Source organism: Mucilaginibacter agri (assembly GCF_009928685.1).
In the GTDB taxonomy this organism is placed as follows: Bacteria; Bacteroidota; Bacteroidia; order Sphingobacteriales; family Sphingobacteriaceae; genus Mucilaginibacter; species Mucilaginibacter agri.
Map to the genome: position 1 here is coordinate 188,994 of NZ_WWEO01000042.1, position 24,690 is coordinate 213,683.

General features: G+C 41.6%; 23 protein-coding genes. 15 read left to right on the forward strand and 8 right to left on the reverse strand.

Features of this window, described 5'->3' with window-relative positions; genetic code table 11:
- Positions 1–4 precede the first annotated feature (4 nt).
- On the reverse strand, positions 5–619 hold the full coding sequence (locus tag GSY63_RS10835; protein ID WP_166585825.1) for a deoxynucleoside kinase: 615 nt from the start codon (positions 617–619) through the stop codon (positions 5–7).
- 113 nt (positions 620–732) lie between these two features.
- Entirely contained in the window at positions 733–1,728 is a 996-nt protein-coding gene (gene trpS / locus GSY63_RS10840) for a tryptophan--tRNA ligase (RefSeq protein ID WP_166585826.1), read from the reverse strand.
- A 39-nt stretch (positions 1,729–1,767) separates the two neighbouring features.
- On the opposite strand from trpS, the gene GSY63_RS10845 reads away from it, so the two are divergent.
- From GSY63_RS10845 to GSY63_RS10860, 4 genes are all read left to right on the forward strand, one after another.
- On the forward strand, positions 1,768–2,508 hold the full coding sequence (locus tag GSY63_RS10845) for a lysophospholipid acyltransferase family protein (RefSeq protein WP_166585827.1): 741 nt from the start codon (positions 1,768–1,770) through the stop codon (positions 2,506–2,508).
- Complete coding sequence (gatC, locus tag GSY63_RS10850; protein WP_166585828.1) at positions 2,495–2,830, forward strand: Asp-tRNA(Asn)/Glu-tRNA(Gln) amidotransferase subunit GatC; 336 nt, start codon at positions 2,495–2,497, stop codon at positions 2,828–2,830. The genes GSY63_RS10845 and gatC overlap by 14 nt, the downstream gene beginning before the upstream one ends.
- Positions 2,831–2,877: 47 nt before the next feature.
- Positions 2,878–3,594 carry an ABC transporter ATP-binding protein gene (locus GSY63_RS10855; RefSeq protein ID WP_166585829.1) on the forward strand — a complete coding sequence of 239 codons (717 nt, stop codon included), beginning with the start codon at positions 2,878–2,880 and terminating at the stop codon, positions 3,592–3,594.
- A gap of 182 nt (positions 3,595–3,776) precedes the next feature.
- Entirely contained in the window at positions 3,777–4,529 is a 753-nt protein-coding gene (locus GSY63_RS10860; protein ID WP_166585830.1) for a hypothetical protein, read from the forward strand.
- On the opposite strand, the gene GSY63_RS10865 is transcribed toward GSY63_RS10860, so the two are convergent.
- Complete coding sequence (locus GSY63_RS10865; protein WP_166585831.1) at positions 4,526–5,533, reverse strand: chitinase; 1,008 nt, start codon at positions 5,531–5,533, stop codon at positions 4,526–4,528. The genes GSY63_RS10860 and GSY63_RS10865 overlap by 4 nt on opposite strands.
- 117 nt (positions 5,534–5,650) lie before the next feature.
- On the opposite strand from GSY63_RS10865, the gene GSY63_RS10870 reads away from it, so the two are divergent.
- The 3 genes from GSY63_RS10870 to GSY63_RS10880 all read left to right on the forward strand — a co-directional run bounded on the left by GSY63_RS10870 (position 5,651) and on the right by GSY63_RS10880 (position 6,791).
- The gene (locus tag GSY63_RS10870; protein ID WP_166585832.1) at positions 5,651–6,199 is read left to right on the forward strand and encodes a cob(I)yrinic acid a,c-diamide adenosyltransferase; all 549 of its coding nucleotides are present in this window, start codon (positions 5,651–5,653) and stop codon (positions 6,197–6,199) included.
- A 106-nt stretch (positions 6,200–6,305) separates the two neighbouring features.
- The gene (locus GSY63_RS10875; RefSeq protein ID WP_002996718.1) at positions 6,306–6,527 is read left to right on the forward strand and encodes a DUF2795 domain-containing protein; all 222 of its coding nucleotides are present in this window, start codon (positions 6,306–6,308) and stop codon (positions 6,525–6,527) included.
- Between the two features lie 117 nt (positions 6,528–6,644).
- Positions 6,645–6,791, forward strand: coding sequence for a lmo0937 family membrane protein (locus GSY63_RS10880; protein ID WP_166585833.1), 147 nt, complete (start codon positions 6,645–6,647; stop codon positions 6,789–6,791).
- Between the two features lie 31 nt (positions 6,792–6,822).
- Here the strand turns inward: GSY63_RS10880 and GSY63_RS10885 are convergent, their stop codons facing one another.
- Positions 6,823–7,545 (reverse strand): 2-C-methyl-D-erythritol 4-phosphate cytidylyltransferase, encoded by a 723-nt coding sequence (locus GSY63_RS10885; RefSeq protein WP_166585834.1) that lies wholly within the window; start codon positions 7,543–7,545, stop codon positions 6,823–6,825.
- A 120-nt stretch (positions 7,546–7,665) separates the two neighbouring features.
- On the reverse strand, positions 7,666–8,715 hold the full coding sequence (gene queA, locus GSY63_RS10890; protein ID WP_166585835.1) for a tRNA preQ1(34) S-adenosylmethionine ribosyltransferase-isomerase QueA: 1,050 nt from the start codon (positions 8,713–8,715) through the stop codon (positions 7,666–7,668).
- A gap of 158 nt (positions 8,716–8,873) precedes the next feature.
- On the opposite strand from queA, the gene GSY63_RS10895 reads away from it, so the two are divergent.
- On the forward strand, positions 8,874–10,121 hold the full coding sequence (locus tag GSY63_RS10895; RefSeq protein ID WP_166585836.1) for an ABC transporter permease: 1,248 nt from the start codon (positions 8,874–8,876) through the stop codon (positions 10,119–10,121).
- Positions 10,122–10,369: 248 nt separating this feature from the next.
- Positions 10,370–11,656, forward strand: a complete 1,287-nt coding sequence (locus GSY63_RS10900; protein WP_166585837.1) for a citrate synthase — start codon at positions 10,370–10,372, stop codon at positions 11,654–11,656.
- Positions 11,657–11,828: 172 nt separating this feature from the next.
- Here the strand turns inward: GSY63_RS10900 and GSY63_RS10905 are convergent, their stop codons facing one another.
- The 3 genes from GSY63_RS10905 to GSY63_RS10915 all read right to left on the reverse strand — a co-directional run bounded on the left by GSY63_RS10905 (position 11,829) and on the right by GSY63_RS10915 (position 17,501).
- Positions 11,829–12,839, reverse strand: coding sequence for a SusE domain-containing protein (locus tag GSY63_RS10905; protein ID WP_166585838.1), 1,011 nt, complete (start codon positions 12,837–12,839; stop codon positions 11,829–11,831).
- Between the two features lie 67 nt (positions 12,840–12,906).
- On the reverse strand, positions 12,907–14,502 hold the full coding sequence (locus GSY63_RS10910) for a RagB/SusD family nutrient uptake outer membrane protein (protein ID WP_166585839.1): 1,596 nt from the start codon (positions 14,500–14,502) through the stop codon (positions 12,907–12,909).
- Positions 14,503–14,522: 20 nt separating this feature from the next.
- Positions 14,523–17,501, reverse strand: coding sequence for a SusC/RagA family TonB-linked outer membrane protein (locus GSY63_RS10915; RefSeq protein ID WP_166585840.1), 2,979 nt, complete (start codon positions 17,499–17,501; stop codon positions 14,523–14,525).
- A 345-nt stretch (positions 17,502–17,846) separates the two neighbouring features.
- On the opposite strand from GSY63_RS10915, the gene GSY63_RS10920 reads away from it, so the two are divergent.
- The 6 genes from GSY63_RS10920 (at position 17,847) to tig (ending at position 24,574) form a co-directional block, all read left to right on the forward strand.
- Complete coding sequence (locus tag GSY63_RS10920; RefSeq protein ID WP_166585841.1) at positions 17,847–18,995, forward strand: alpha/beta hydrolase; 1,149 nt, start codon at positions 17,847–17,849, stop codon at positions 18,993–18,995.
- Positions 18,996–19,028: 33 nt separating this feature from the next.
- Positions 19,029–20,921, forward strand: a complete 1,893-nt coding sequence (locus tag GSY63_RS10925) for a RecQ family ATP-dependent DNA helicase (RefSeq protein ID WP_166585842.1) — start codon at positions 19,029–19,031, stop codon at positions 20,919–20,921.
- A gap of 169 nt (positions 20,922–21,090) precedes the next feature.
- The gene (locus tag GSY63_RS10930; protein ID WP_166585843.1) at positions 21,091–21,693 is read left to right on the forward strand and encodes a GIN domain-containing protein; all 603 of its coding nucleotides are present in this window, start codon (positions 21,091–21,093) and stop codon (positions 21,691–21,693) included.
- A 124-nt stretch (positions 21,694–21,817) separates the two neighbouring features.
- Positions 21,818–22,537, forward strand: a complete 720-nt coding sequence (locus GSY63_RS10935; protein WP_166585844.1) for a head GIN domain-containing protein — start codon at positions 21,818–21,820, stop codon at positions 22,535–22,537.
- Between the two features lie 110 nt (positions 22,538–22,647).
- The gene (locus tag GSY63_RS10940) at positions 22,648–23,058 is read left to right on the forward strand and encodes a DUF3592 domain-containing protein (RefSeq protein ID WP_166585845.1); all 411 of its coding nucleotides are present in this window, start codon (positions 22,648–22,650) and stop codon (positions 23,056–23,058) included.
- 163 nt (positions 23,059–23,221) lie between these two features.
- On the forward strand, positions 23,222–24,574 hold the full coding sequence (gene tig / locus GSY63_RS10945) for a trigger factor (protein ID WP_166585846.1): 1,353 nt from the start codon (positions 23,222–23,224) through the stop codon (positions 24,572–24,574).
- Positions 24,575–24,690 lie beyond the last annotated feature (116 nt).

Genomic DNA, 24,690 nt, shown 5'->3' on the forward strand with positions numbered 1-24,690 from the left:
ATAACTAAAACAACCCGTGTATTTCGCGTTCTATTTTGTCTATGATGCTGGCCAGGTCTTCGGTTTTGTTGGCGAAGTCGAGGTTGTCTTTGTCGATAATAAGCAGTTTGCCTAATTTATAACCATCTATCCATTTCTGGTACTTCTCGTTCAGTTTAGAAAGGTAATCCAAACGGATACCGATTTCATACTCGCGGCCACGGCGCTGAATATTGTTTACAAGTGTTGGCACAGATGCTTTAAGGTAGATCAGCAAATCTGGTGGTTTAATAAATGAAGTGATATTCTCAAAAATGTTGTTGTAATTCTCAAAATCACGACCGGCCATTAAACCCATATCGTGCAAATTTTCTGCAAAAATAAAGGCGTCTTCGTAAATAGTACGATCCTGTATAACATCCTTGCCACCGCTCTGTATGTCTACAATCTGACGGAAGCGGCTATTCAAGAAATAGATCTGTAGGTTAAAACTCCAGCGCTTCATGTCGCCGTAAAAATCTTCGAGGTAGGGGTTATTATCAACGGCTTCGTAAAGCGGTTCCCAACCATAATTTTTGGCCAGCAATTCGGTTAATGTGGTTTTTCCGGCTCCTATGTTTCCAACAACGGCAATGTGCATGTTTGTTTTAGTTAATAGTTCATGGTTGATAGTTCATAGCCATTTTTCAACCGCGCATATCAACTTCAGCTAATATACACCATGAACTATGATCTATCAACTATGAACTTCTTTTAAAAATTCCTGAACCCAATTAGTTCTCTTACCTCTTTAATGGTGCGTTGTGCGCTTTCGCGGGCTTTGTCGGCGCCATGTTGGGCTACTTTACGCAGGTAATCGCTATTGGCGGCAATGTCGTTTATTTTTTCGCGTATAGGGGTGGTTGCAATAACCATGTCTTCAGCCAGTTGCTTTTTCAGGTCGCCGTAACGGATCTGCATTTTATTGTACAGGTCGTTAAAATGATCGTGCGTGTCTGGCGTAGATACTACCTTCATCAGGTCGAACAGGTTTTGAATTTCCTGCGGCTTTTCCTGGTTCTCGCTAGTGGGGCCGCTATCAGTAACTGCGCGCATCACCTTTTTGCGGATAACTTCAGGTGAATCTGATAAGTAGACCGCGTTGGCTTCACCTTCGGATTTACCCATTTTCCCTTTACCATCAAGTCCTGGTATTTTAATCAAACTCTCGCCAAAGCTAAAAGCATAGGGCTCTGGAAAGTATTCGTTATTATATAAGCGGTTGAAGCGATTGCCAAATGTGCGCGCCATTTCCAGGTGTTGCTCCTGGTCTTTACCCACTGGCACTTTGATGGCTTTGTGAATTAAGATATCTGCCGCCATTAATACCGGGTAAGTAAGCAGGCCGGCGTTAACATTATCTGGGTTGGCGCGTACTTTATCTTTAAAAGATGTAGCACGTTCCAATTCGCCCAAATAGGCATTCATATTTAAATACAAGTATAGTTCAGATACCTCGGGTACGTCGCTTTGGATGTATATAGTAGATTGCTCTGGGTCAATCCCTGCCGCCAGATATTCAACTAAAACGTGCTTTACATTACCATGCAGGTCGCCTGGAGTAGGGTGCGTGGTTAATGAGTGCAGGTCGGCAATAAAAAAATAACAATTGTATTCGTGCTGCATTTTTACGAAGTTTTGGATAGCTCCGTAATAATTGCCCAGGTGTAATTTCCCGGTTGAACGAATACCGCTAACAACAGTTTCCATAGGGTGCGAAAGTAAGGAATTTTTCTATTTTTGGTGGTCATGAAATTGATATTGAAGAAAGCCCATACCTACTTTTACATCTGCTGCGTTGCGTTAATATTTTGGATTCTCTGGCCTTTCTTATACTTCTGTTCGCGTAAGCCCTCGCGCTACCGGGGAATGAATTTCTTTCGGAAAATATGGGGTTTTAGTTCATCATTTTTGTCGGGCTTTTTTTATCGCATTAAATATGAGCAACCTATAGACTGGAGTAAAACCTATATTATTTGCCCCAATCATACATCTAACCTGGATATTACAAGCGCCAGCCTGCTAACCAAAAGCAATTATTGCTTTATGGGGAAAGAGGAGCTGCTCGATAGCTTTGTAACCCGAATGTTTTTTAAAACTATTGATATACCTGTAAATCGCGAAAGCAAAATGTCGTCGTTCCGTGCGTTTAAGAGTGCCGCCGAACGTTTACAGCAAGGAACCAGCATTATTATTTTTGCCGAAGGAAAGATCCCAGACGTATATCCTCCATTTTTGCACGAGTTTAAAAACGGCCCTTTCAGACTGGCCATAGAGTTTAAAATCCCGATAATTCCCGTAACTTCGTTAAACACGTGGCGAAAGCTTTGGGACGACGGCTTGCGTTATGGCAGCCGCCCGGGTATTTGCGATGTGTATGTACATAAGCCGATAGAAACGGCGCATTTGACGCTGGATGACGCTGATAAGCTAAGAGATGAAGTGTTTGGGTTGATGCAGCAAAAATTTGAAAAGCATGAAAATTACTGAAGATACAGTTGATAAAATAGCCCACCTGGCCCGTTTAGAAGTAAATGCCAATGAGAAGGAACAGTTGATGGCCGATATGAGCCGGATACTTTCTTTTATGGAGAAACTGAACGAGATTGATACCTCTAACGTAGAGCCACTGGTGTATATGACTGAAGAGGTAAATACCTTTCGCGAAGATGTGGTTAAGGAGGTTATTACACACGAAGAAGCCCTGCAAAATGCACCTGAGCACGACGAGAATTACTTTTTAATACCGAAGGTTATAGAAACACGCGAGCATGCCGATGCTAAGACAGATAAAAATGCAGGCCGGGTGTAACATTTGGTAGATACCCGCAGTCAAAACCCGAAAAAACAACACCATATATGGAGCCACTAATTACAATTGATGATATCGGACGTAAATATGTAATCGGAGCGGAGGTAATTCACGCGCTGAAATCGGTATCATTAACAATTAATAAGGGCGAATTTGTGGCGTTAATGGGTCCGTCGGGCTCTGGTAAATCAACCCTCATGAATATTTTGGGGTGTTTGGATACACCAACCAAGGGCAAGTATGTGCTTAACAACATCGATGTAAGCCACATGACGGATAACGATCTGGCCGAAGTGCGGAACAAAGAGATCGGCTTCGTTTTTCAGACCTTTAACTTGTTACCACGTAATAGCGCGTTAGATAACGTGGCTTTGCCGCTGGTATACTCGGGGGTTAATAAAGAGAACCGCGAAAAACGCGCTAAGGCTGCGTTAGAAAACGTAGGTCTTGGCCATCGTATAGATCACAAACCCAACGAACTTTCAGGCGGCCAGCGCCAGCGTGTAGCCGTGGCGCGTGCCCTCATAAACAATCCTTCTATTATTCTGGCCGATGAACCTACAGGTAACCTGGATACCAAAACTTCGGTGGAAATTATGGGGCTGTTGGAAGATATCCATGCTAAAGGAAATACCATTATCCTCGTAACCCACGAGGAGGATATAGCCCTGCATGCCCACCGCATTGTACGTATGCGCGACGGCTTAATTGAAAAGGATTACGCCAACGAGAATATTGCGAAGGTTGAGAGAGAAGTGGTTTAAGATTTAGAAGCAAGAATCGAGAGTCAAGAATCAAGACCTTTCTATAAATCATTATATAAATTCCCAAGTCTCATAAGCACTTATTTCAGGACTAATCTTCCTCTATTTATAGGGATTTTTATATATTTTTGCAATCAACTACGTTAGTTATAGTATTGATTATAGGGAATTTATTGGTTCTTATGAATTTAAACCGGTTGAGGGATTTTTTGCTGTTGCTGCTACTATCTGTGTTGTTTGTTTCTTGTGCAAAAGTTGACGGTACAGACACCCCGACAACAACAGATGCTCAACTTATCGTTTCTTTCTCGAGCGCAGGGATACCATTGTCGAGCACCGACTCCATGATCACTTATTTTACCAGCAGTAAAGATACCATCCGCAGAAAGGCAGTAAGGGGAGGAAGTTTCTATAGCGTTTCATATACCGGTTTGCCAAGCGGTAGCTATCAGGCGCTATGTAAGGTTTATACCAATGCCGATACTACCAACACCCAATATATGTATCGCTATTCTACAAATATTACTACCACAGCAGGTACTACTTTAACAGGTCCAACCAACAAGGCCTATGATCAATGGGCGGCCAGTTTTTATTTTTATAACTCCACCTATAATCTTACTGCTGCCATTGCCAAAACACCAGGTGATCCTTACTATGAGATTAACGCATTAACCACACTGCCCTATAAATACATTTATTTAAGTCGCAACGTGTACGCAACTTCATCAGACAGTGTGCAGTATGTAGTGAAATACGGTAACTCTATTATCAAAACAGCGGGCTACAAAGGCTTTCATTCTAATCAAACCGATTTCGCCAGTTTTGCCAAAGCTTCTGTAACCAGCTATAATGCGGGTGATTGTTCCTTCGAGCTTTACAATGAGGTATCTGATCAGTACAAGGTGCTTTACAGCAAAGTATTCAAATTTTAATAACGGTAAGGCTGCATAGTAGCGCAAGAGCATACGCAGTTTGGATCAGACACTCCTAATTTTTTCAGGAAATATTGATAAAAACCAATGCGGTCATTCATGTTGTACATGTTTTCGCCGTGATTGCACTCTACTTCGCCATTTACAATATTAATGATCATACCGAAGCCTGGTTTACGGCCTTTTGCGGTATCGTTAGCATTTGGCTGCCATTTGCCGGCCATCACATCATGTGCCGATGGTTTCTTGGTTTGAGGAGTCATCCAGAAATAAATAGCTGTTTTGAAGGCTACTACCGGATCTGTTTCAACCAATGCCGGATTGTTCAATAACACTTTACGATCGCCGAAAATGCAATCAGAGGCGTAGCCGTAGTTACCATTATAGCTAATCTGCATCGGCCCGCGGCCATAATAAAGTTGTCCCTTTACAGGGGGATATTCGTCGCTATCGCCATTGTAGGGTAGGGTGGTATTGTTTTCGTGTATCAGCATTAAGCCATCATTGTAAGCCCCATTTTCGCCATGACGGGTTTCGTGAGCAATTTGAGCAAAAAATGCAGCCAGTTCCCTTTTATTACTAGCAACATCCTTTTCGGCGCAAAAGCCACTGTAGTCGATAGTATAAGTGCTGTCGGGTTTTACTTTGGCCCAGGCCTCGTTCCAATCAGGGTCCTGACGAACGATAGCAGTTTTGCCTGTTGACTTGTCTGTGCGTACCAGTTGATAAACAGACACCGCACGGCGTGTTACTTTAACTTTAATATTAGCCAGATCGTTAGCCGCTTTTATGAAAGCGGCATAAGTGTAAAACTTATCGCGCTGTGGAAAAAGATCATTAAACTGTTTTTCGTTAATCAACGTAGAAATAGACGGTCGTGCGGGGGGCTCGACTGCTTTTTCAGCAGGGGCTTTTTTTTCTGTGTAGCCACAGCTTACTGTTCCAATAAGCAATGCACCGAATAACAGGGAATTAAATTTTATGGTTAAAGCGGACAATTTCATAAGTAAGTGCTATTTTAATAGGATTATAATCCCTGCGTTTAGTTTAAAAATGTAAACATTTAAATAATTATTCACATCTGCTAAAAAACAGCGCAAAATTATTTAATTGCATTAACTATGAAGATATATACCAAAACCGGCGACAAAGGTTTGACCTCGTTAATAGGAGGTACCCGCGTGCCGAAGCACCATATCCGCATAGAGAGCTACGGAACTGTTGACGAACTCAATTCGTATATAGGTTTAATACGCGACCAGGAGATTAGCCAGTACGATAAAGGTCTGTTGAAAGAAATACAAGACAGGTTGTTTACTATTGGTGCCTCACTGGCTGCCGACCCGGAGCGGTCTAAAATGGTGATACCTGACCTTAATGATTCTGATATTGAGCTGTTGGAGCAGGAGATGGACAAAATGAATGAAATTTTGCCTGGGCTTAAACATTTTATACTGCCTGGTGGTAGTAATGCCATATCGTTTTGCCACGTAGCCCGTTGCGTTTGCAGGCGGGCAGAGCGGTTAAGTGTGCAGCTGGCTGCAGAAAGCACGGTTGACGAAAGGGTAATTATATATCTTAATCGTTTAAGCGACTACTTGTTTACACTGGCCCGAAAAATAGGCTATGAGCAACAGGTGCCTGAAAATCAATGGATACCACGGGCGTGAAAATTGTTGTAAAAAAAATTTGATAATCAAATTGAAATTATTATACTTTTGCGAAAAGTAAAAAATAGAACAAATAACTAAAACAGACAACTAAAATATAGCATATATGTATTGGACACTCGAACTCGCATCGCATTTAGAAGATGCACCATGGCCTGCAACTAAAGACGAATTAATTGACTATGCTATCCGTTCAGGAGCACCTGTGGAAGTTATTGAAAACTTACAGGCACTGGAAGACGATGGCGAGCCGTATGAAAATATTGAAGAAATTTGGCCGGATTATCCAACCAAAGATGATTTCTTTTTTAATGAAGACGAATATTAAATAAGTCTGAAGAAAAAACCTTGCAATAGCAAGGTTTTTTTATTTTGTGCCAACCTTTTTATTCGGTTTTGGTTATTGATACATAACATTTATCTATCAAACTAAAACTTTAACCCAATGAGAGGCTTACTTTACATCATCGCCGTTATCCTGATTATAGGATGGGCATTAGGCGTATTCGTTTATTCTGCAGGCAGCTTAATACACGTGCTGCTTGTAATTGCAATTATAGCATTATTGCTAGGCGTTATCCGCCGAGCATGATCCAACAATTTTAAGGAAAGTGATTAATAGTTTAAAGCTGCTTAGTACTAAGCGGCTTTTTTTGTATCACTTCGGCAATGGCAATATCCTCTGGGAAGGTGATCTTGATATTTGAGTGGCTACCCTCAATAAGGTTTATTTTTACTCCCGAACGCTCAACCACGCTTGCGTCATCAGTAAAGGTATTGTCGAAAGGTTGTTCGTAAGCGCGTTTAAGCAACGAAAATTGAAAAGTTTGCGGGGTTTGCACCAGGTAAATCTCGTCGCGGTGCAAATGTTGTGATATACAGTCTCTAAGCTGGCGAATAGAGTCGCGGCTTTTAACAGCTACTATGGCATTGCCGTGGGCCAGTGCATGGCTATAAGCGTCGTCGATGGTCGCCGTTGCGGTAAGTGGGCGTACTGCATCCTGAACGGCAACAAGGGCGTCAGTGTCTTCTATCATATCCAATCCATTTTTTACCGAATGAAAGCGCGTTTCACCTCCGTTAACTAAAGTATGCGGGGTAGTGAAATGATGCTCGGTACAAAGCTCAGCCCAGTACTCATGAAAGCTGGCATGTAGTACAACAATTATTTGGGGCTTATAACTGCTGTTATGAAAGGCTTCAATTGTATGCATCATTACAGGCTTACCGTTGAGTAACAAAAATTGCTTCGGTACGTTGCTTTGCATGCGCGTGCCCGTTCCTCCGGCTACTATTATGGCGTATGTATTTTGGATTGTCTGTTGTGAGTTGTCTGTTGTTGGCATTGGACGCTAATTTATCGAATCTATTTTGTTTGGTAACCAAAAAACGCCACTGCTGTAAGCAATGGCGTTTTGATGATGTAAGGATTCGCAAATCTCACATCTAATATCTCAAATCTGTGATTAGATGATTAGCATGGCATCGCCATAGCTATAGAAACGGTATTTCTCTTTAACCGCAATTTCATATGCATTCATTACGTTTTCGTAGCCGCCAAACGCCGAAACCATCATTAACAGCGTTGATTCTGGTGTGTGGAAGTTGGTGATCATCGAGTTAGCAATGCTGAATTCGTAAGGAGGGAAGATAAACTTGCTGGTCCAGTCGTTAGCAGCCTTCAGTGTTTTATTTGCCGATACTGCAGATTCGATAGTACGCATAGAAGTAGTACCAACAGCGCAAACACGGTGTTTATTTTCAATAGCCCGGTTTACAATGTTAGCTTGTTTTTCTTCAATAATAAATTGCTCCGAATCCATTTTATGCTTGGTTAAGTCTTCAACCTCAACCTGGCGGAAGGTGCCTAAACCAACGTGTAATGTAACTTCAGCAAATTCAACACCTTTTAATTCAAGACGTTTCATTAGCTCGCGGCTAAAGTGTAAGCCAGCAGTAGGGGCAGCAACCGCACCTTCGTTTTTAGCGAAAATGGTTTGATAGCGTTCTTTATCTTCTGCAGTTGCTTTACGTTTAATATATTTTGGAAGTGGTGTTTCGCCCAGGATCTCGATGTTACGACGGAATTCTTCGTCGGTACCATCGAACAGGAAACGGATAGTACGGCCGCGTGAAGTAGTGTTATCTACAACCTCGGCAACCAACAGGTCGTCATCACCAAAATAAAGTTTATTGCCCACGCGGATCTTACGAGCCGGATCAACCAACACATCCCATAATCTAAGCTCTTTGTTAAGCTCGCGTAGTAAAAACACTTCTATCGTAGCACCAGTTTTTTCCTTGTTACCATACATACGGGCAGGGAAAACCTTGGTATTGTTAAGGATCATTACGTCTTTATTGTCGAAGTAATCCAAAACGTCTTTAAATATTTTATGTTCAATTTTACCAGAATCGCGGTGTAAAACCATTAAGCGAGCCTCGTCGCGGGTTTGCGCCGGGTTGTGTGCAATTAATGATTCGGGTAAGTTGAATTTAAACTGGGATAATTTCATTTTATACGGGTATAAATTAAGCGCGCAAATTTACAAAAAAAATAGTAATATTAAAGGTCTAAAAATGGCATTGGTTTTCAAAGCTTTAGCAGCCCCGATATTATATTTTTAAAACACTGTAACCAAACAACAGCGATGCCGTCTAAATGTTGCAAAGTATGATATTTTTAAAACTATTTCGGGAAAGCTTTTTATTTGCCTTCGATGCGCTAAGGCAAAACAAGCTGCGTACCCTGCTATCATTGCTGGGTGTAACAATTGGTATTTTTACCATCATAGCCGTGTTTTCGGCGGTTGATACCCTGCGCAATAACCTGCAGGAGAGCGTTAACAAGCTCGGTAGTAATAGTATATACATACAAAAATGGCCCTGGATAGGCGGCGAAGATTTCCCATGGTGGAAATATATACAGCGCCCCGTACCAAATCTGCGCGATTTTGCCGAATTGCAGCGCCGTAGCCAAACCGCTTACGGTATATCATATGAAATAAGCGTTGATGGCCGTACTGTTAAATACGGTAGTAACACCATACAAGGTGTGAGTATCTGGGCGGCTTCGCAAGACCATGATAAAACCTGGAACTTTGATTTCTCAAGCGGTCGTTATTTTACCGATATGGAATCGAAAACAGGAGCGCCGGTTGCTGTTATAGGTGCCGATGTTGCCGATAATTTATTCCCCAATGGTGATGCTTTAGGCAAGCGTATTAAAATTATGGGCCGTTACGTAAACATCATTGGCGTGTACACCAAAGAGGGCGATGACATTCTGGGTATTTCTGACGATAAGGTGATCCAGATTCCTTTAAATTTTGCCCGCAACTTAATTGATGTGCAGAATGATAAGTACGGCCCGCAGATTGTTGTAAAGGGTAAAGAGGGCCTTACCGACGTGGAAGTAGAAAGTGAATTGCGCGGTTTAATGCGCTCTATCCACAGGCTTGGCCCACAAAAAGAAGACGATTTTTCGCTGAATAAAACCACCATCTTATCAAATCAATTGGATACGCTTTTCAACGTGGTAAACATTGCTGGTTTAATTATCGGTAGTTTCTCCATACTTGTTGGTGGTTTTGGTATTGCCAACATCATGTTCGTATCTGTTAAGGAGCGTACACCAATTATCGGGATCCAAAAATCATTGGGTGCTAAAAATTACTTTATATTACTTCAGTTTCTAATAGAAGCCATAGTGCTATGCTTGCTTGGAGGCGTGATAGGGCTGGGGTTTGTGTATCTCGGTACCCTCGCGGTGAAAGCCGTGGCAGGAATGAAAATTGTGCTGGATATGAAAAATATCATTGTTGGCCTAAGCACTTCTGTTATCATCGGAATTATTTCGGGGATAGTACCAGCATATTTTGCTTCGAGATTAGATCCAGTGGAAGCAATAAGGTCCAATTGATTTGTCACTTAGCTAATTCGATAATTTGCTAGTGCCTAAATCAATAAATTGTCGAATTGACAAATTATCTAATTCTATTTTCTTTGACAAATCAACAAATTGCCGAATTGGCAAATTGATTTTCTTCTTTTTGACGAAAAAATGTTCTTAAATACATAAACAATTTACAATCGCGCCTTACCTTAGCGGCTTGAAATACGCAGATTTAATTACATTTGCGGTAGACACAATTATACTTCTATATTTCTATGTCAGAAAACGCACAGCTTAAAATTGGTGATCAGGTTATTGATCTGCCTGTTATAGAGGGTACCGAGCACGAAAAGGGAATTGATATTTCGAAGCTTAGAGATCAAACCGGTTACGTTACCTTAGATATTGGTTATAAAAATACTGGCGCTACTAAAAGTGCCATCACTTTCTTAGACGGTGAACTTGGGATACTTAAATATCGCGGTTACCCGATTGAACAACTAGCCGAAAAATCGACTTTTATTGAAGTAGCTTATCTACTGATCTATGGCGAACTGCCAACCAAAGAACAGCTAACTGACTTTGAATATCAAATAAGCCGCCACACCTTGGTACACGAGGATATGAAGAAGTTTTTTGATGGTTTTCCGTCAAAATCACACCCTATGGGGCAGCTTTCTTCATTAATCGGCGCTTTAGCTGCATTTAACCCAGAATCGCTTAAACAAGGGCTAACCACTGAAGAAGTGAACCTGGAGATTATTAAGCTGATCGCAAAGATGAGTACCCTGGTTTCATGGATTCACAAGAAATCATTAGGGCATCCGGTAACTTATCCGCAAAATAAGCACGACTACGTAACCAACTTTATGCACATGACCTTTGGTGAAATTACCCAGGAGTATGTGGTAGATCCGGTTGTTGTTGATGCTATGAATAAGTTGCTGATCCTGCATGCTGATCACGAGCAAAACTGTTCTACATCAACCGTGCGTATCGTAGGTTCGTCTGACGCGAATTTATATGCTTCTATCTCTGCCGGTATTTCGGCTCTGTGGGGACCACTTCACGGTGGTGCTAACCAGGCTGTTATCGAGATGCTGGAGAAAATTAAAGCTGATGGCGGCGATACCGATAAATGGATTGCCAAAGCGAAAGATAAAAATGATCCGTTCCGTTTGATGGGATTTGGCCACCGTGTGTACAAAAACTTCGACCCACGTGCCAAGATCATTAAAAAGGCTTGCGACGATATCCTCGAAAAATTAGGTGTTAACGACGAAGTATTGGAAATTGCCAAGAAACTGGAAGAGGTGGCATTGAAAGATCCATACTTTGTTGAGCGTAAACTTTACCCTAACGTAGATTTTTACTCAGGTATCATCTACCGCGCTTTAGGTTTCCCTACCGAAATGTTTACCGTATTGTTCGCTTTAGGCCGTCTACCCGGTTGGATTGCACAGTGGAAAGAGATGAAGACCAACAAAGAGCCAATTGGCCGTCCTCGTCAAATTTACGTAGGCGTAAGCGATAGAGATTACAAAGACATCAGCAGCAGATAATTGCTGGAATGGTATAAACAAAAAGCCCGCTTTTATAGCGGGCTTTTTTTGTGACTTATCCCGTCATCGTTCGAAATAAACTCGGCTGCTTAAAGGCGGAATTTAATTCCACAAAAAAACCGCCCCTCTCACTGGGGCGGTTTTAAATCAATCAACAATTCTAATCAATATGTTATTGCTTAGTCAGGGTATAAGTTAAAGAGGCTTCGCTAAATGTAACCAGGTAGGTGCCATTTGCAGGTACCGGAATGTTGCCAGCCGACGTACTTGCTACACCATTAGAACCACCATAGCTGGTATCCCATGCATGGTTCAGTCTGAATTTAATTGAGCCTGAGCTTTTTAACGTAGCGGTCGCGCTCCAGGTTTGCGTTCCGTTGTTATATTTCATATCGATGTCGTTTCCGGCATCCCAACCCAACGCGCCATCACCGATGATGCTGATCTGGTAAGGTTTCATGGCTATAGTATTGGCATTTTCATCCAGTACAATCTGATAATTACCGCTGCCTGGTGCAGTTAGGTTACCGCCGCTTAAACTTACTTTACCTGCGCCTGCGTCGCCGTAGGCAGCGTTCCAGTTTTTACCTGTGGTAATCTTAAAGCCAGGATCTGATCCAACAAAGTTGATAATGCCGGTAAATATACCGTTACTAACAGGCGAAATAAGACTGTCTGCAACAGCTGGGTTCCAACCTTGATAAGCACCCGGTACATACACAAAAGATACTAATGCATAAGGAGTGACTGTCATGGTCACTACATTAGAATAGATAGCAATTGTTGGTGAAATAGCATATTTTACACGGGTTTGTACACTTGCTGCTGTGCCTGGCGTGGCGCCTAAGCTCAATAGTAATGCATTAAAATCTATGTTAGTATAAGCCAGGCTTCCGTTGGCAATTGCTACCTCTTTTGGTGCGGCAAATTTATCAGCAGCTAAATCTATCTGTAGTGTATTGGTAATAGCAGCGCTGTAACCAAAATTGGCTTTGGTGGCTGTAAACGTTACAGCTGTAGCAGATGCGTTTGCTTTGCTTAATGTTATGGTGGTTGCAGAAGCCGCTAAAGTGCCGGGAGTTCCGCTGGTGGCTACAACTTTTTCACCTTCTTTTTTGCACGAAGAAAGCATTAGCAATGCTGCCCCAGCCATTAAAAGTGATCTTGTAAACAATTTTTTCATATCGTTTTCTCTAATTGGTTTATGGCATAACCGGGCAAGGCTGGTTTAAACCTTACCCGGCATGATTTTAATATCCTGTGTTTTGTTTCAGATTAGGGTTATTGATCAAATCTGTTGATGGGATAGGCATAACATTTCTGTATGATTCTACGCCTTTACCAGCCATCACGCCGCCTTTCCAGGCCCATACGTAACTTGCATCGGTAAACTTGCCAAAACGGATTAAATCGGTTCTTCTGTGCATCTCAAACAATAACTCACGGCCACGCTCATCTAAAATGGTTTGCAGTGTTAACTGACCTGCATTGATGTTACCGGCCGTGCTGCCATCATAAGCACGTGTACGTACCAGGTTAAAATAGTTAAGCGCGGTTGCAGCGTCACCACCTGTACCGCCGCGCAATACTGCTTCAGCATACATTAAGTATACATCAGCCAGGCGGAACATCGGTAAATCGGTGTCAGGGAAGTTTCCTGTGTTATCAGAACCAGCCTTACCTGCCGAGGTTACGTTTTTGAATTTCGCAATGGCATAGCCATCTGTAAATGCATACTCGTCCTTAATTTCCAGATTTTGACCATCTGTGTAGAAAACGGCACGTTTGTCTGTATTACCAGTTATATCAGTAAACAAGCTTACATATTGCTTGGTGGTGCGTACACCTGCCCAGCCTCCGTTGATACCAAAATCAACCGGGTTCATAGTACCGCCAACTGCGGCGTGTACCAGGTAAGTCATACCTCCGTAACCGGTAGTATGTAAACCGTCAAATGTAATTGGGAAGATGATCTCCTTAGAGTTGTTGTTATCAGCCAAAAACAGGTTACGATAGTGTGGTTCTAGCGTGTAACCGGCAGCAATTACTTTATTACAGTACGTAATAGCGTCAGTGTTACGTTGAGTGCCAGTATATACTTGCGCGTTTAGGTATAATTTAGCCAATAACATATACACAGCAGCTTTATCAGCACGACCATATTCGTTAGCGCGGGCGTCAACCATATCGCCGTCGATAGCTTTTAACTCGCCCTCGATGTATGCAAAAATCTCAGCACGCGATTTTTGAGCAGGGAAAAATGTACCTACTACATCATTTTCGGTAACAAATGGTACGCTACCAAAAAGGTCGATAGCATGCCAGTAGCTCAACGCTCTTAAAAAGCGGGCCTCTGCACGGAAATGTTTAGCCTGAGTAAGGTTATCACCAGTAATGCCATTGCTGCTTAACTGACCATCGGTAGTTTGACGGATGAACTCGTTACAAGCTGCAATTTGATAATAAATACGATCGTACATCGCCTTGATGAACTCGTTTTGGCTGTTCCAAACCATATCGTGCAGATCGTGTACAGTACCGTCATTCCATGCTATGATAGATTCATCGGTAGTTAACTCCTGCATGTTATAATACTCACGGATGTAGTTAGAAAAACCCTCATCTATACCTGCAATATCCGGGTTACCTGCCGGGCCTTGCTGGCCGCTGATAGCGAAGCCAGCGTACAAACGGGCTAATACCGGTTTGTAATTAGCAAAGTCTTTATAAACGCTCGCGGTAGTCTGATCGTAATTAGGGGTAAGGTCCTTCTTACAAGATGATACCGTTACTGCCATACCAATAATTGCAATGGCTGCCAGTTTTTTGAAATATGTTGTTGTCATATAATTCTCTTTAAATAAGATTAAAAGCCCAGGTTAACACCTAATGAGAACACTCTTGGACGAGGGTAGAAGTTGTTATCTATACCACCCTGAACCTCAGGATCCAGACCTTTATACTTGGTTATCACAAACACGTTAGATACGTTACCGGTAACTCTTAGCGTAGCGGTTTTGGCTACTTTACCAAAATTGTAGCTCAGGTTGGCATTGTCCATACGCACGAAAGAAGCGTTTTGTACATAGTAATCTGAGAATAGCTGATAGTTGTTAAACTTGGTATCCAATACGCTTGAAGAAAGATTGCCCAGGTAGCCAGAGAATTTAAACCCTGCGTAGGCACCAGTGCTTGCCGCTACGTTATTGTAAACATAATTGCCAATGTTTGCACGTAAGCTGGTAGACGCAGTCCATTTTTTATAGGTTACGCTGGTATTGAAGCCCATAAAAACTTTAGGGTTTGGCTGTTGGTAAAGGTATTTGTCATCAGCTGTGCTGCCGCTTTGGTTGCGGTCAACATATACACCCTCAAGCGGGGTGCCGGTTGCACCGTAAACTTGTTGATATACGTAAAATGCGTAAGGAGTAGCACCCGCTTTTAACAGCTGGATAGTGTTACCCACGCCACCACCGATAGTACCTACCGGTACAATTTGATTTGGATCGCCGGTTAAAGAGATGTTGGTTACTTTAATTTTGTTGAATGATACGTTGTAACCGATATCCCAACGGAAATCTTTAGTGTTTACTGCATTGATGTTTACGTTAAAGTCAACACCTTTAGTGTTTAGGTCGCCAACGTTTGCGTACAAGTGGTTGGTTAAGTTGGTGCCATCAGGTATTGGTGTATCTACTAACAGATCTTTTGTTTTTCTGTAGTAATACTCTAAACTACCGCTGATGCGGCCATTTAAGAAACCGTAATCAATAGCCACGTTGCTGGTGCTGGTAGTTTCCCATTTCAAATCCTGGTTATAAGCTTCAGCACGCAGGGTGTTGATGTAGGTATTACCAAATTGGTAAGCTGCAGCACCATTGCTTGGGCTATAGCGTGCCAGGTAAGGGAAGTAGTAAGAGTTGTTGGTAGTGTTGTTGCTGGCAATATCTTGCTGACCGGTTACACCATAACCTACACGTAATTTTAAGTCAGATAAGAAATCAGCACCTTTCAAGAAATCTTCTTCTTTTAATCTCCACGCTAAAGCTACAGAAGGGAAGTAACCATTGCGGTGCAGATCAGAGAAACGTGAAGAACGGTCGTCTCTGATGGTTGCGGTTAACAAGTACCTGTCGTTAAATGAATAGTTTAAACGGCCAAAGAAACCATCTACATAATATTGCGGTTTAGTTGGGTTTGATGGCAAGCCAACAGTTGTAACACCATCAGCTGCATAACCTTGCTGTGCACGGGTGTAAAAAGAATAATACTGGTATGAGTAACCCGCAGTGAAATCTACATGGCTTTTAATATCTTTAAAGTCATGCGCATATTTCGCGTAGTAATCTGTTACGTAGTTGGTATTCTCTTGAAAGTAGTGGCTTAGCGTACCTTTTTGAGTATAAAAAGCAGCTGCTGTAGCAGGTACATAGGTTTGACCTGCTCCATCAGAAACGTCAAAACCTACGTTTGCATTTAACTGTACGTCTTTAAAGAAAGGCAAAGTATAGTTAAATGATGCATTACCAATGCCTCTTTTACCGGTACCTGTATCCTGGCGTTGCTCTAATAAACCAAGTGGGTTACGTGGCGCTAAAGTATTAGGATTGCCTGATGCATCTAACCATTCGTAGTAGCCACCGTATTTGCTGTTGCCGGAATAAACCGGTTGAGTAGGGTCGAAGGAGATAGCCGCGCCGATAGCGCCAGAACCTTGCGCAAATACGCTGTTAGTATAAGTACCTTTTAAGTTAACATCAACTTTTAAGCTGTTGCGCAAAAAGCCGTGGTTAAGATTTAAGGCAGCTGTAGTACGTTTAAAGTTGTCGGTTTTTAAGATACCATCCTGATCGAGGTAACCTACAGATAAGCGGTATGGCAAACCTTTAATGCCGCCGCTAAAGCTAATATTGTTATCAGTACCGAAAGCGGTTTGATAAATCTGATCTTGCCAGTTGGTGTTTGATTTACCTAATAAGGCAACTTGCGATGCACCACCGTTTGCTGTTACTAAATCGCGGAACTGATCTGCACTAAGTACGTCGACTTCCTTGGTTTTAACCGACAGCGAGTTTAACGAGCTGAAGTTAGCAGTGAAGGGCGCATTAGCACCACCTTTTTTGGTTGTGATAATTAACACGCCGTTTGATGCACGTGAACCGTAGATAGCGGTTGCGGAGGCATCTTTCAGGATGTTGAACGATTCGATGTCGTTAGGGTTGATCAGGCTTAAGGCATTAGCAACACCGTTGATAGAGGTGTTGCTAATAGGCACACCATCTATAACGATCAACGGATCGTTACTTGCATTTAAAGACGCACCACCGCGGATACGGATAGTACTACCAGAACCAGGTGAACCACTGTTTGAAGTGATCTGCACACCTGATACTTTACCCTGGATCAATTGCTCTGGCGTAGTAATAGGCCCCTGGTTAAAATCTTTAGAGGTAACCGCAACTACCGAACCAGTAAGATCTTTTTTGCGTTGGGTACCATAACCGATAACCACCACCTCACTTAATGATTTGTTACTTGGTAACATGTTTACCGGTAACGTTACCGGACCATTTACCGAAATAGATTTTACAACGTCGTCATAACCAACAAAGCGAGCCCTAACGGTATAGGTGCCCGGTTTTATGCCGGTAATTTTATAGTTACCATTGGCATCAGCAGCACCGCCGAGGGTTGTGCCGTCAATTGTTAGTGTTGCACCGGGTAGGGGCTGATTGTGCTCATCAACAATCTTACCGCTGATGCTTCCGGATTGCGCAAATGCCATGATGGAAAGCATCAGGAACGCAAAAAGAAGCACATACTTTTTTGAGTAGGTTTTTCCCATTTAATTTAGTTTTTCTGTTAATAAATTTAAGGCTATGGAAGGCCTAAATTGGTTTACTTTGTTTATGCTAAAACAGCATGCGACTAATTTACAGTTACAAGTAATATTTGCAAATTTTATATAAAAGATAATTTCGGATACTTTTTGTGTTGTTAATTTAACTTTTAGGAAACATTGAGCGAAGCGGAAGTTTTTGTGTTTGGGCTGGAATTTCCTGCTTAATTTGTAATAAATAAGGATTATAAAAAATTAAGGTGTCAAAATTACACATTCGTTAATTTAACAATTATGTAAACGTTACCGGGAACGTTCCCGGTAAAATAAATGTTCTTAATACAGTTAATCATGATAAAAAAAACTTTTTTCTGCGCGTTTTTGCTTTTTGGGCAAATTTTTTTGAGCAATGCACAGCCAAAAATCACCTTTAAAGTGCATGTAAATACTGCGCCAAAACAGGCTGCCGAAGAGCTTTATCTGGCAGGTAATTTCAACGATTGGAAACCCTCGGAAAACGTCTGGAAACTCGAGAAGAACGAGGGAGGCAATTACAGCCTCATAACTAGCATTAAGCCCGGTATTTACAGCTATAAAATTACCCATGGTAGTTGGGAAAAAGTAGAATGTGCCGCAGGCGGCAAGCAGATGGAGAATCGCTCACTAAATATACACGGTGATACCACCATTAATTTAACCGTTGAAGACTGGCAGGATAACTTTGCTGCTCCAGTGAAACAACATACTGCTACCTCGCAAGTACATCTTATAACCGAACATTTTGAAATGCCACAACTTGGTAGGCAAAGACGGATATGGGTATACCTGCCCAAAGATTATGCAACCAGCAAACGCCGCTACCCGGTAATTTATATGCATGATGGCCAAAATTTGTTCGATGAGTTTACTGCAAGTTATGGCGAATGGGGCATAGACGAACTGATGGAAAAGGTGCCTGGGAAAGATCAGTGTATTATAATTGGTGTAGATCATGGTGGAGAGTATCGCATGAGTGAATATAACCCTTATGATTTTAGAGACGATAAGGGAAGAGGAAGTGATTATGTAGATTTTCTGGCTAAAACGCTGAAGCCGTGTATTGATAAACATTATCGCACCCTAACCGATGCCAAACATACCGCAATAGCAGGCAGTTCGATGGGCGGGTTAATCTCTATGTATGCCGAAACAAAATATCCGGAAGTATTTGGTCAGGCAGGGATATTTTCGCCAGCCTTTTGGACAGCGTCACCGCAGATCTATGATTTTGTACAAAAGCAGAAATTCACTAATAAAGAGCGTTTCTACTTTGTATGCGGCGATGCCGAAAGCGACAGCATGGTATCCGATATGGAAAAAATGGCTGAAATGGTTCGTGCTAAAGGTGTGAGCGGAATTAATACTCCTGTTGTGGTTATAAAAGGAGCGCAACACAACGAAAAGCAATGGAATGGCGATTTCCCTGCGTTTTATAATTGGCTACTCGCAGGTTTCAGATAGAACCTGTAAATTACGATATTTGCCATCCGCCGAATGACGATACACGAAATTTTAAAGCAATACTGGAACCATCAACACTTTCGCCCGCTACAGGAGGAAATCATAACTGCTGTACTGGATGGTAAGGATGCCTTAGCCTTATTACCTACGGGCGGTGGTAAGTCGGTTTGTTTCCAGGTTCCGGCGATGGCCATGTCGGGTATTTGCCTGGTAATTTCGCCTTTGATTGCTTTGATGAAAGATCAGGTAGAAAATTTGCAGGCCAAAGGTATCAATGCTACGTCTATCGTTTCGGGTATGAGCAGGCGCGAAATCGATCTTGCTTTAGATAACTGCATTTATGGCGATGTGAAATTTCTTTACCTCTCGCCCGAGCGCTTACTGTCTGAACTGGTGCAGGAGCGTATCAAATATATGAAGGTGAACCTCATTGCAGTTGACGAGGCGCACTGTATCTCGCAATGGGGGTATGATTTCCGCCCCCCTTACTTACATATTGCAGAGTTGCGCAACCTTCATCCACAGGTACCAATACTGGCGCTTACCGCAACGGCAACAGCCGATGTTAAAGCTGATATTCTGGAGAAGTTGCAATTGAAAAATCCGGAAGTATTCCAGAAAAGCTTTGAACGGAAAAATATCAGCTACCTGGTAGAGTATGAAGAGAACAAGCTTCGGCGGATGTTACAGGTAGCACGGGGGGCAAAAGGTAGCGGCATTGTATATGTGCGCAGCCGCAAGGATACATTTGAGCTGGCCAAATTCTTTAACGAGAACGGATTGCGGGCTGAGTATTATCACGCCGGTTTGCCGGCCGACCTGCGATCAACCAAGCAGGAAAACTGGAAAAAGAATGTTACCAATATTATGGTAGCAACAAATGCCTTCGGCATGGGGATCGATAAATCGGATGTTCGGTTTGTGATTCACCGCGATTTGCCCGAGAGTCTGGAAGCTTACTATCAGGAAGCCGGCCGCGCGGGAAGGGATGAGCAGCGAGCCTACGCCGTACTGCTATACCATAGTGCCGACCGTGTAAAACAGGAGAAAAAATTTGAAGCCGGCTACCCTTCACTTGAGGAGATTAAACAGGCTTACCATTATCTGGCTAATTACTTTCAACTGGCTTACGGAGCAGGTGAGGGGCTGAGCTTTGATTTCGACCTTAAAGATTTTTGTAGCCGCTTTAAACTCGATCCGATAAAAACCCTTAACGCCCTTAAGTTTTTAGAGCAAGATGAATACTTGTCTATTAACGAAAGCGTCTTTCTGCCATCGCGTTTTCGATTTGAGGTTGGTAATGAAGAACTTTATAATTTCCAGATCCAAAACCAGGCATGGGATCCTTTCATTAAAGTGTTGCTACGATCGTATGGCGGGGCGTTTGATCATTACATTAATATACGCGAGTTTGATCTGGCCCGTCGCACTAATACCACGGTGCAGATGATCGTAGACAACCTGAAACAACTACAAGATTTCGGTGTACTCAATTATTTGCCTCAAACAGATAAACCGCAGATAACTTATTTAAAACCGCGGCAAAACGGTGCTAACATGCTTATCAGTATTAATTATATTAATGAGCGTAAAGAATTGAATCGCCGCAAAATGGAGGCGGTGTTTAACTACACGGAAGTAGAACATTGCCGCAGCCAGCAATTGCTTAATTACTTTGATGAGCACGATGCCCCCAAATGCGGCCTTTGCGATGTTTGTTTAAAAGAAAAGCGCCAGAATAACCAGCAAGATACATCGGAAAGGCTGACCAATGAGATCTTTCAGGTACTCAGTTCGGCGCCTTTAACCCTCGATCAGCTGATCTCATCCCTCAACGGAAATCATCAAAACGAAAAATTAGCAGCAATAAGGTTGCTTTTAGACGCTGGCAAGCTAAAAACCAACGGCGAAGTGTACTATTTATAGCGTTTTTCGCCGATAAAAACTTGGCGTTCGCCGAGTAAAACTACCTGTTTACATATTATACCCGGTATTGGCTATTGGGTCCTGTAACGTTTCTGAAATGGGGGCGTCTTATTATCGTAAATAGCACAGAAGCTATTACAATCAACAGATCATCAAAACATTACAGAATATGAAAACTCAAATTTTAACCATTGCAACATTGTTATCATTAGCATTAGCAAGCAGCACAGCAACCTTCGCAGCAAACAAAAATATCAGCAAAGTAAGCACCACCTTAACAGATGTAAAACACATCAACAAAATTGAGGTTCGTGGCAACGTAGAATTATATGTATCAAACGGTACAACAGATAATGTTAAAGTTTATGATAAATACTACAGCGAAAATGCTTTGGTTCAAAATCAAAACGGCGTGTTACGCATCTCATCATACAAAACCGAAAAACTGGTAGTTTGGGTAACCGCGGCAGAATTACAAAGCATCAGCGCTTACGATAATGCAACCGTTAAATCTTTCGGCGAATTATCTGGTATCAACTTAGATGTTAACCTTTATAACCACGCAGTTGCCAACTTAAAACTGGATGCTTATACTGCTAACATCACCGTAAACGACCAGGCTGCAGCCGATCTTACAGGTACTGTTACCAACTGTAACTTAAAACACAACCAATCTGCAAGTGTAAACAGCACCAACTTTGTAGCAGATAACCTAATACGTACTGTAAGCTTTGAAGGCTTTAACAAAGTAGAGCAGGTAGCCGGTTTGTAATACTACACCTTTTAAAGGTTCTATATAATATATGCCCAGCCATCAAAAAATGATGGCTTTTTTTATTTTTGGTGTAACTTACACTTTCAATCACTGGTCTAAACTCTTATAAAAACAATCAATCATGAAAAAGATAACAATCGTCCTTTCCGTTGCTGTATTAGCCTTATTATGCGTGTTTTCATCATGCCAATTCGGGTGCATTAAAGGTTCGGGCAACGCAAATACCGAAACCCGCAACCTGGGTAACTTTAAGCGTATAGAAATACAAGGCGGCTTTAAAGTGCATCTTAAACAGGATAGTTCTATGGATGTTAAAGTAACAGCAGACGACAATCTTATGAAATATATTCGCACCAGCATCAGTAACGGTACGCTGCACATTTACTCTAAAAAGAGCCTTTGCTCAAAAACTGATATGGCTATCAACATTGGCGTAGGTCAGTTGCAACTGATCAGGGCCGAAGGCGCAATAGAACTAACCGGCGAAGGCAAGCTGAACGTGCAGAACATTAAATTTGACTTGAGTGGTGCCAACCGTATTACACTTGATCTGGACGCAGCCAACATTAAAACCGACGCAAGCGGCGCTAACGAATTGCATTTAAGCGGTCAGGCTGCATCTCACACAATTGACATGAGTGGTAGCGGTAAAGTTTTTGCCTTTGATATGCCTACCGGCGATTATAGTATTGAAACTGCAGGTGCAAGCCACTGCGAAATCAACGTATTGAAAACCCTGAAAATTAATACAACTGGAGCTTCAGACGTTCAGTACAAGGGCAGCCCTTCAACTATACAGAACCAAAAATCTGGTGCTTCGAAGGTGACTAAGGTTGATTAATTTCGGATTTCGAATTTTCAACTTCGGATTTAGATAATAGAAACGGTGGATTTGACGATCCGCCGTTTTTTGTTTTGATTTGTTTTATCGTATCGCAATTTATTATCTGAATGAACTTTAATATTGACAGCCAAACACTATATCCCTTTTTAATCGGAGTCTCTTTTATTGTATTTGTTTTGATTCGAAGGATTAACGATGGTAAAGTTTTCAGAAATGCAATAGAAACAGATGGTGTAGTTATACACGAGGAATTAGAAGTTAGTAATACCGGTGATCGCTTGTATTCTGCAATCATTAAGTTTCAATTGAAAGATGGTGAATGGATTACTGCAAAGGATCGTAATAGCCACTATCCTAAAAAGTACTTAGACAATAACAATGTTAAGATTGAATATTCAGTCGATGACCATAGTCAAATTAGAGTTAAAGGAAGTGACAGGCAAATTAACTTAGTTTTTTTGGCTATCGGCGCAATCTTGACGGCGTATAGCTTTTATTTATACATTGCAGCCAGATAGTTTTTTTGATTATTGGTTTACCTTCATTGCGTCATTACTTCGAACCTCGTAATGACATTTTTTTTAACCTGAATTTTAAAAATATTCCTTATTTTTGCGCCTCGAAAAACTGACTGCGTTTGGCAGTCAATTATAAATTAAAAAACATAACTCCTTTAATAAGATGAACATCTCACAGGAAAAAACAGGTAAGCTTAATGCGGTTATCTCCATTAACCTTAATCCTGAAGATTACCAGCCACGTGTTGATAAAGCGATAAAAGAACAGGCAAAAAAGGCTAAAATTCCGGGATTTCGTCCGGGTATGGTGCCTGCTTCACACGTAAAAAGAATGTATGGTAAAAGCATTTTGCTTGATGAGATCAACAACCTGTTATCAGATACATTAAACAATTACCTTACCGAAGAGAAGCTGGAAGTATTAGGCCAGCCTTTACCTAAGGTTGATGATAAAGTTGAATACAACTGGGATTTTAACGACAAATTTGAGTTTAACTACGAAGTTGGTTTGGCTCCAGAATTTGATGTTAATTTTTCTAAAGAAGATAAATTAGACCAATACGTAATTAAGGTAGATGACGAAACGTTAGCGTCTCGTATCAAAAACCTGCGTCGCAGCTACGGAAAGATGACAAATCCTGACGTATCGGCAGATGGTGACGTGCTTTATGGCGAATTAGCGCAGCTTTCTCCAGATGGTTCTGTTTTTGAAGATGGTATTAAACTGAATGCTTCTGTTCGTATCGAGCAGATCCAGGACGACAAGATCAAAGCATCTTTTATCGGTGTTAAGAAAGAAGATGTTCTTGAGTTTGATATCCAGAAAGCATTTAACAATGATGCTGCAAAAATTGCTGGTTTATTAAAAATCGACGAAGAAGCGGCTGCTGATCTTAAATCAAACTTCCGTTTAACTGTTAAGAACGTTAACCGTTTAGACGAAAGCGACCTTGATCAGGCGTTCTTTGATAAAATATTTGGTGAAGGTACTGATGTAACCACCGAAGAGCAGTTCAAAGCTAAAATTACCGAAGAGCTGGAAAGCATGATGGTTCAGGATGCAGATCGCAAACTGCAGAATGATCTTTACAACTACAGCTTAGAGAAAATTAAATTCGAATTGCCTGACGAGTTTTTGAAACGTTGGTTAAAAGCAACAAATGAAAAACTGAGCGACGAAGAACTTGCGGGTGGTTACGATGATTTTGCTAAAAACTTAAAATGGACTTTGATCACCAATAAAGTTGTTACCAACAACGATTTGAAGATCGAGTACAAAGAGGTTTTTGAACAAGCAAAACGTCAGTTAGATGCTCAGTTCCGGATGTATAGCCCTCAGCCTTTGGCAGAAGAGCAATTAGCACAATATACTGTACAATTTTTACAGGATAAAGAGAACGCTAATCGCATGTTCGAAGAAGCAAAAGCAATTAAAGTGTTAGATTATCTGAAAGATATCATCACTTTAAACAAAAAAGAAATCACATTTAAAGAGTTTTCTGAGCTAGCTGCATAAGCGAACTTCTTAAAATACGACTAACACCATAAAAGCAACCGGATTCATCCGGTTGCTTTTATTTTTTATAAAAAACTTAGTTTTAAGCGCTGCGTTTAATGTTCGATTTAGCCTGC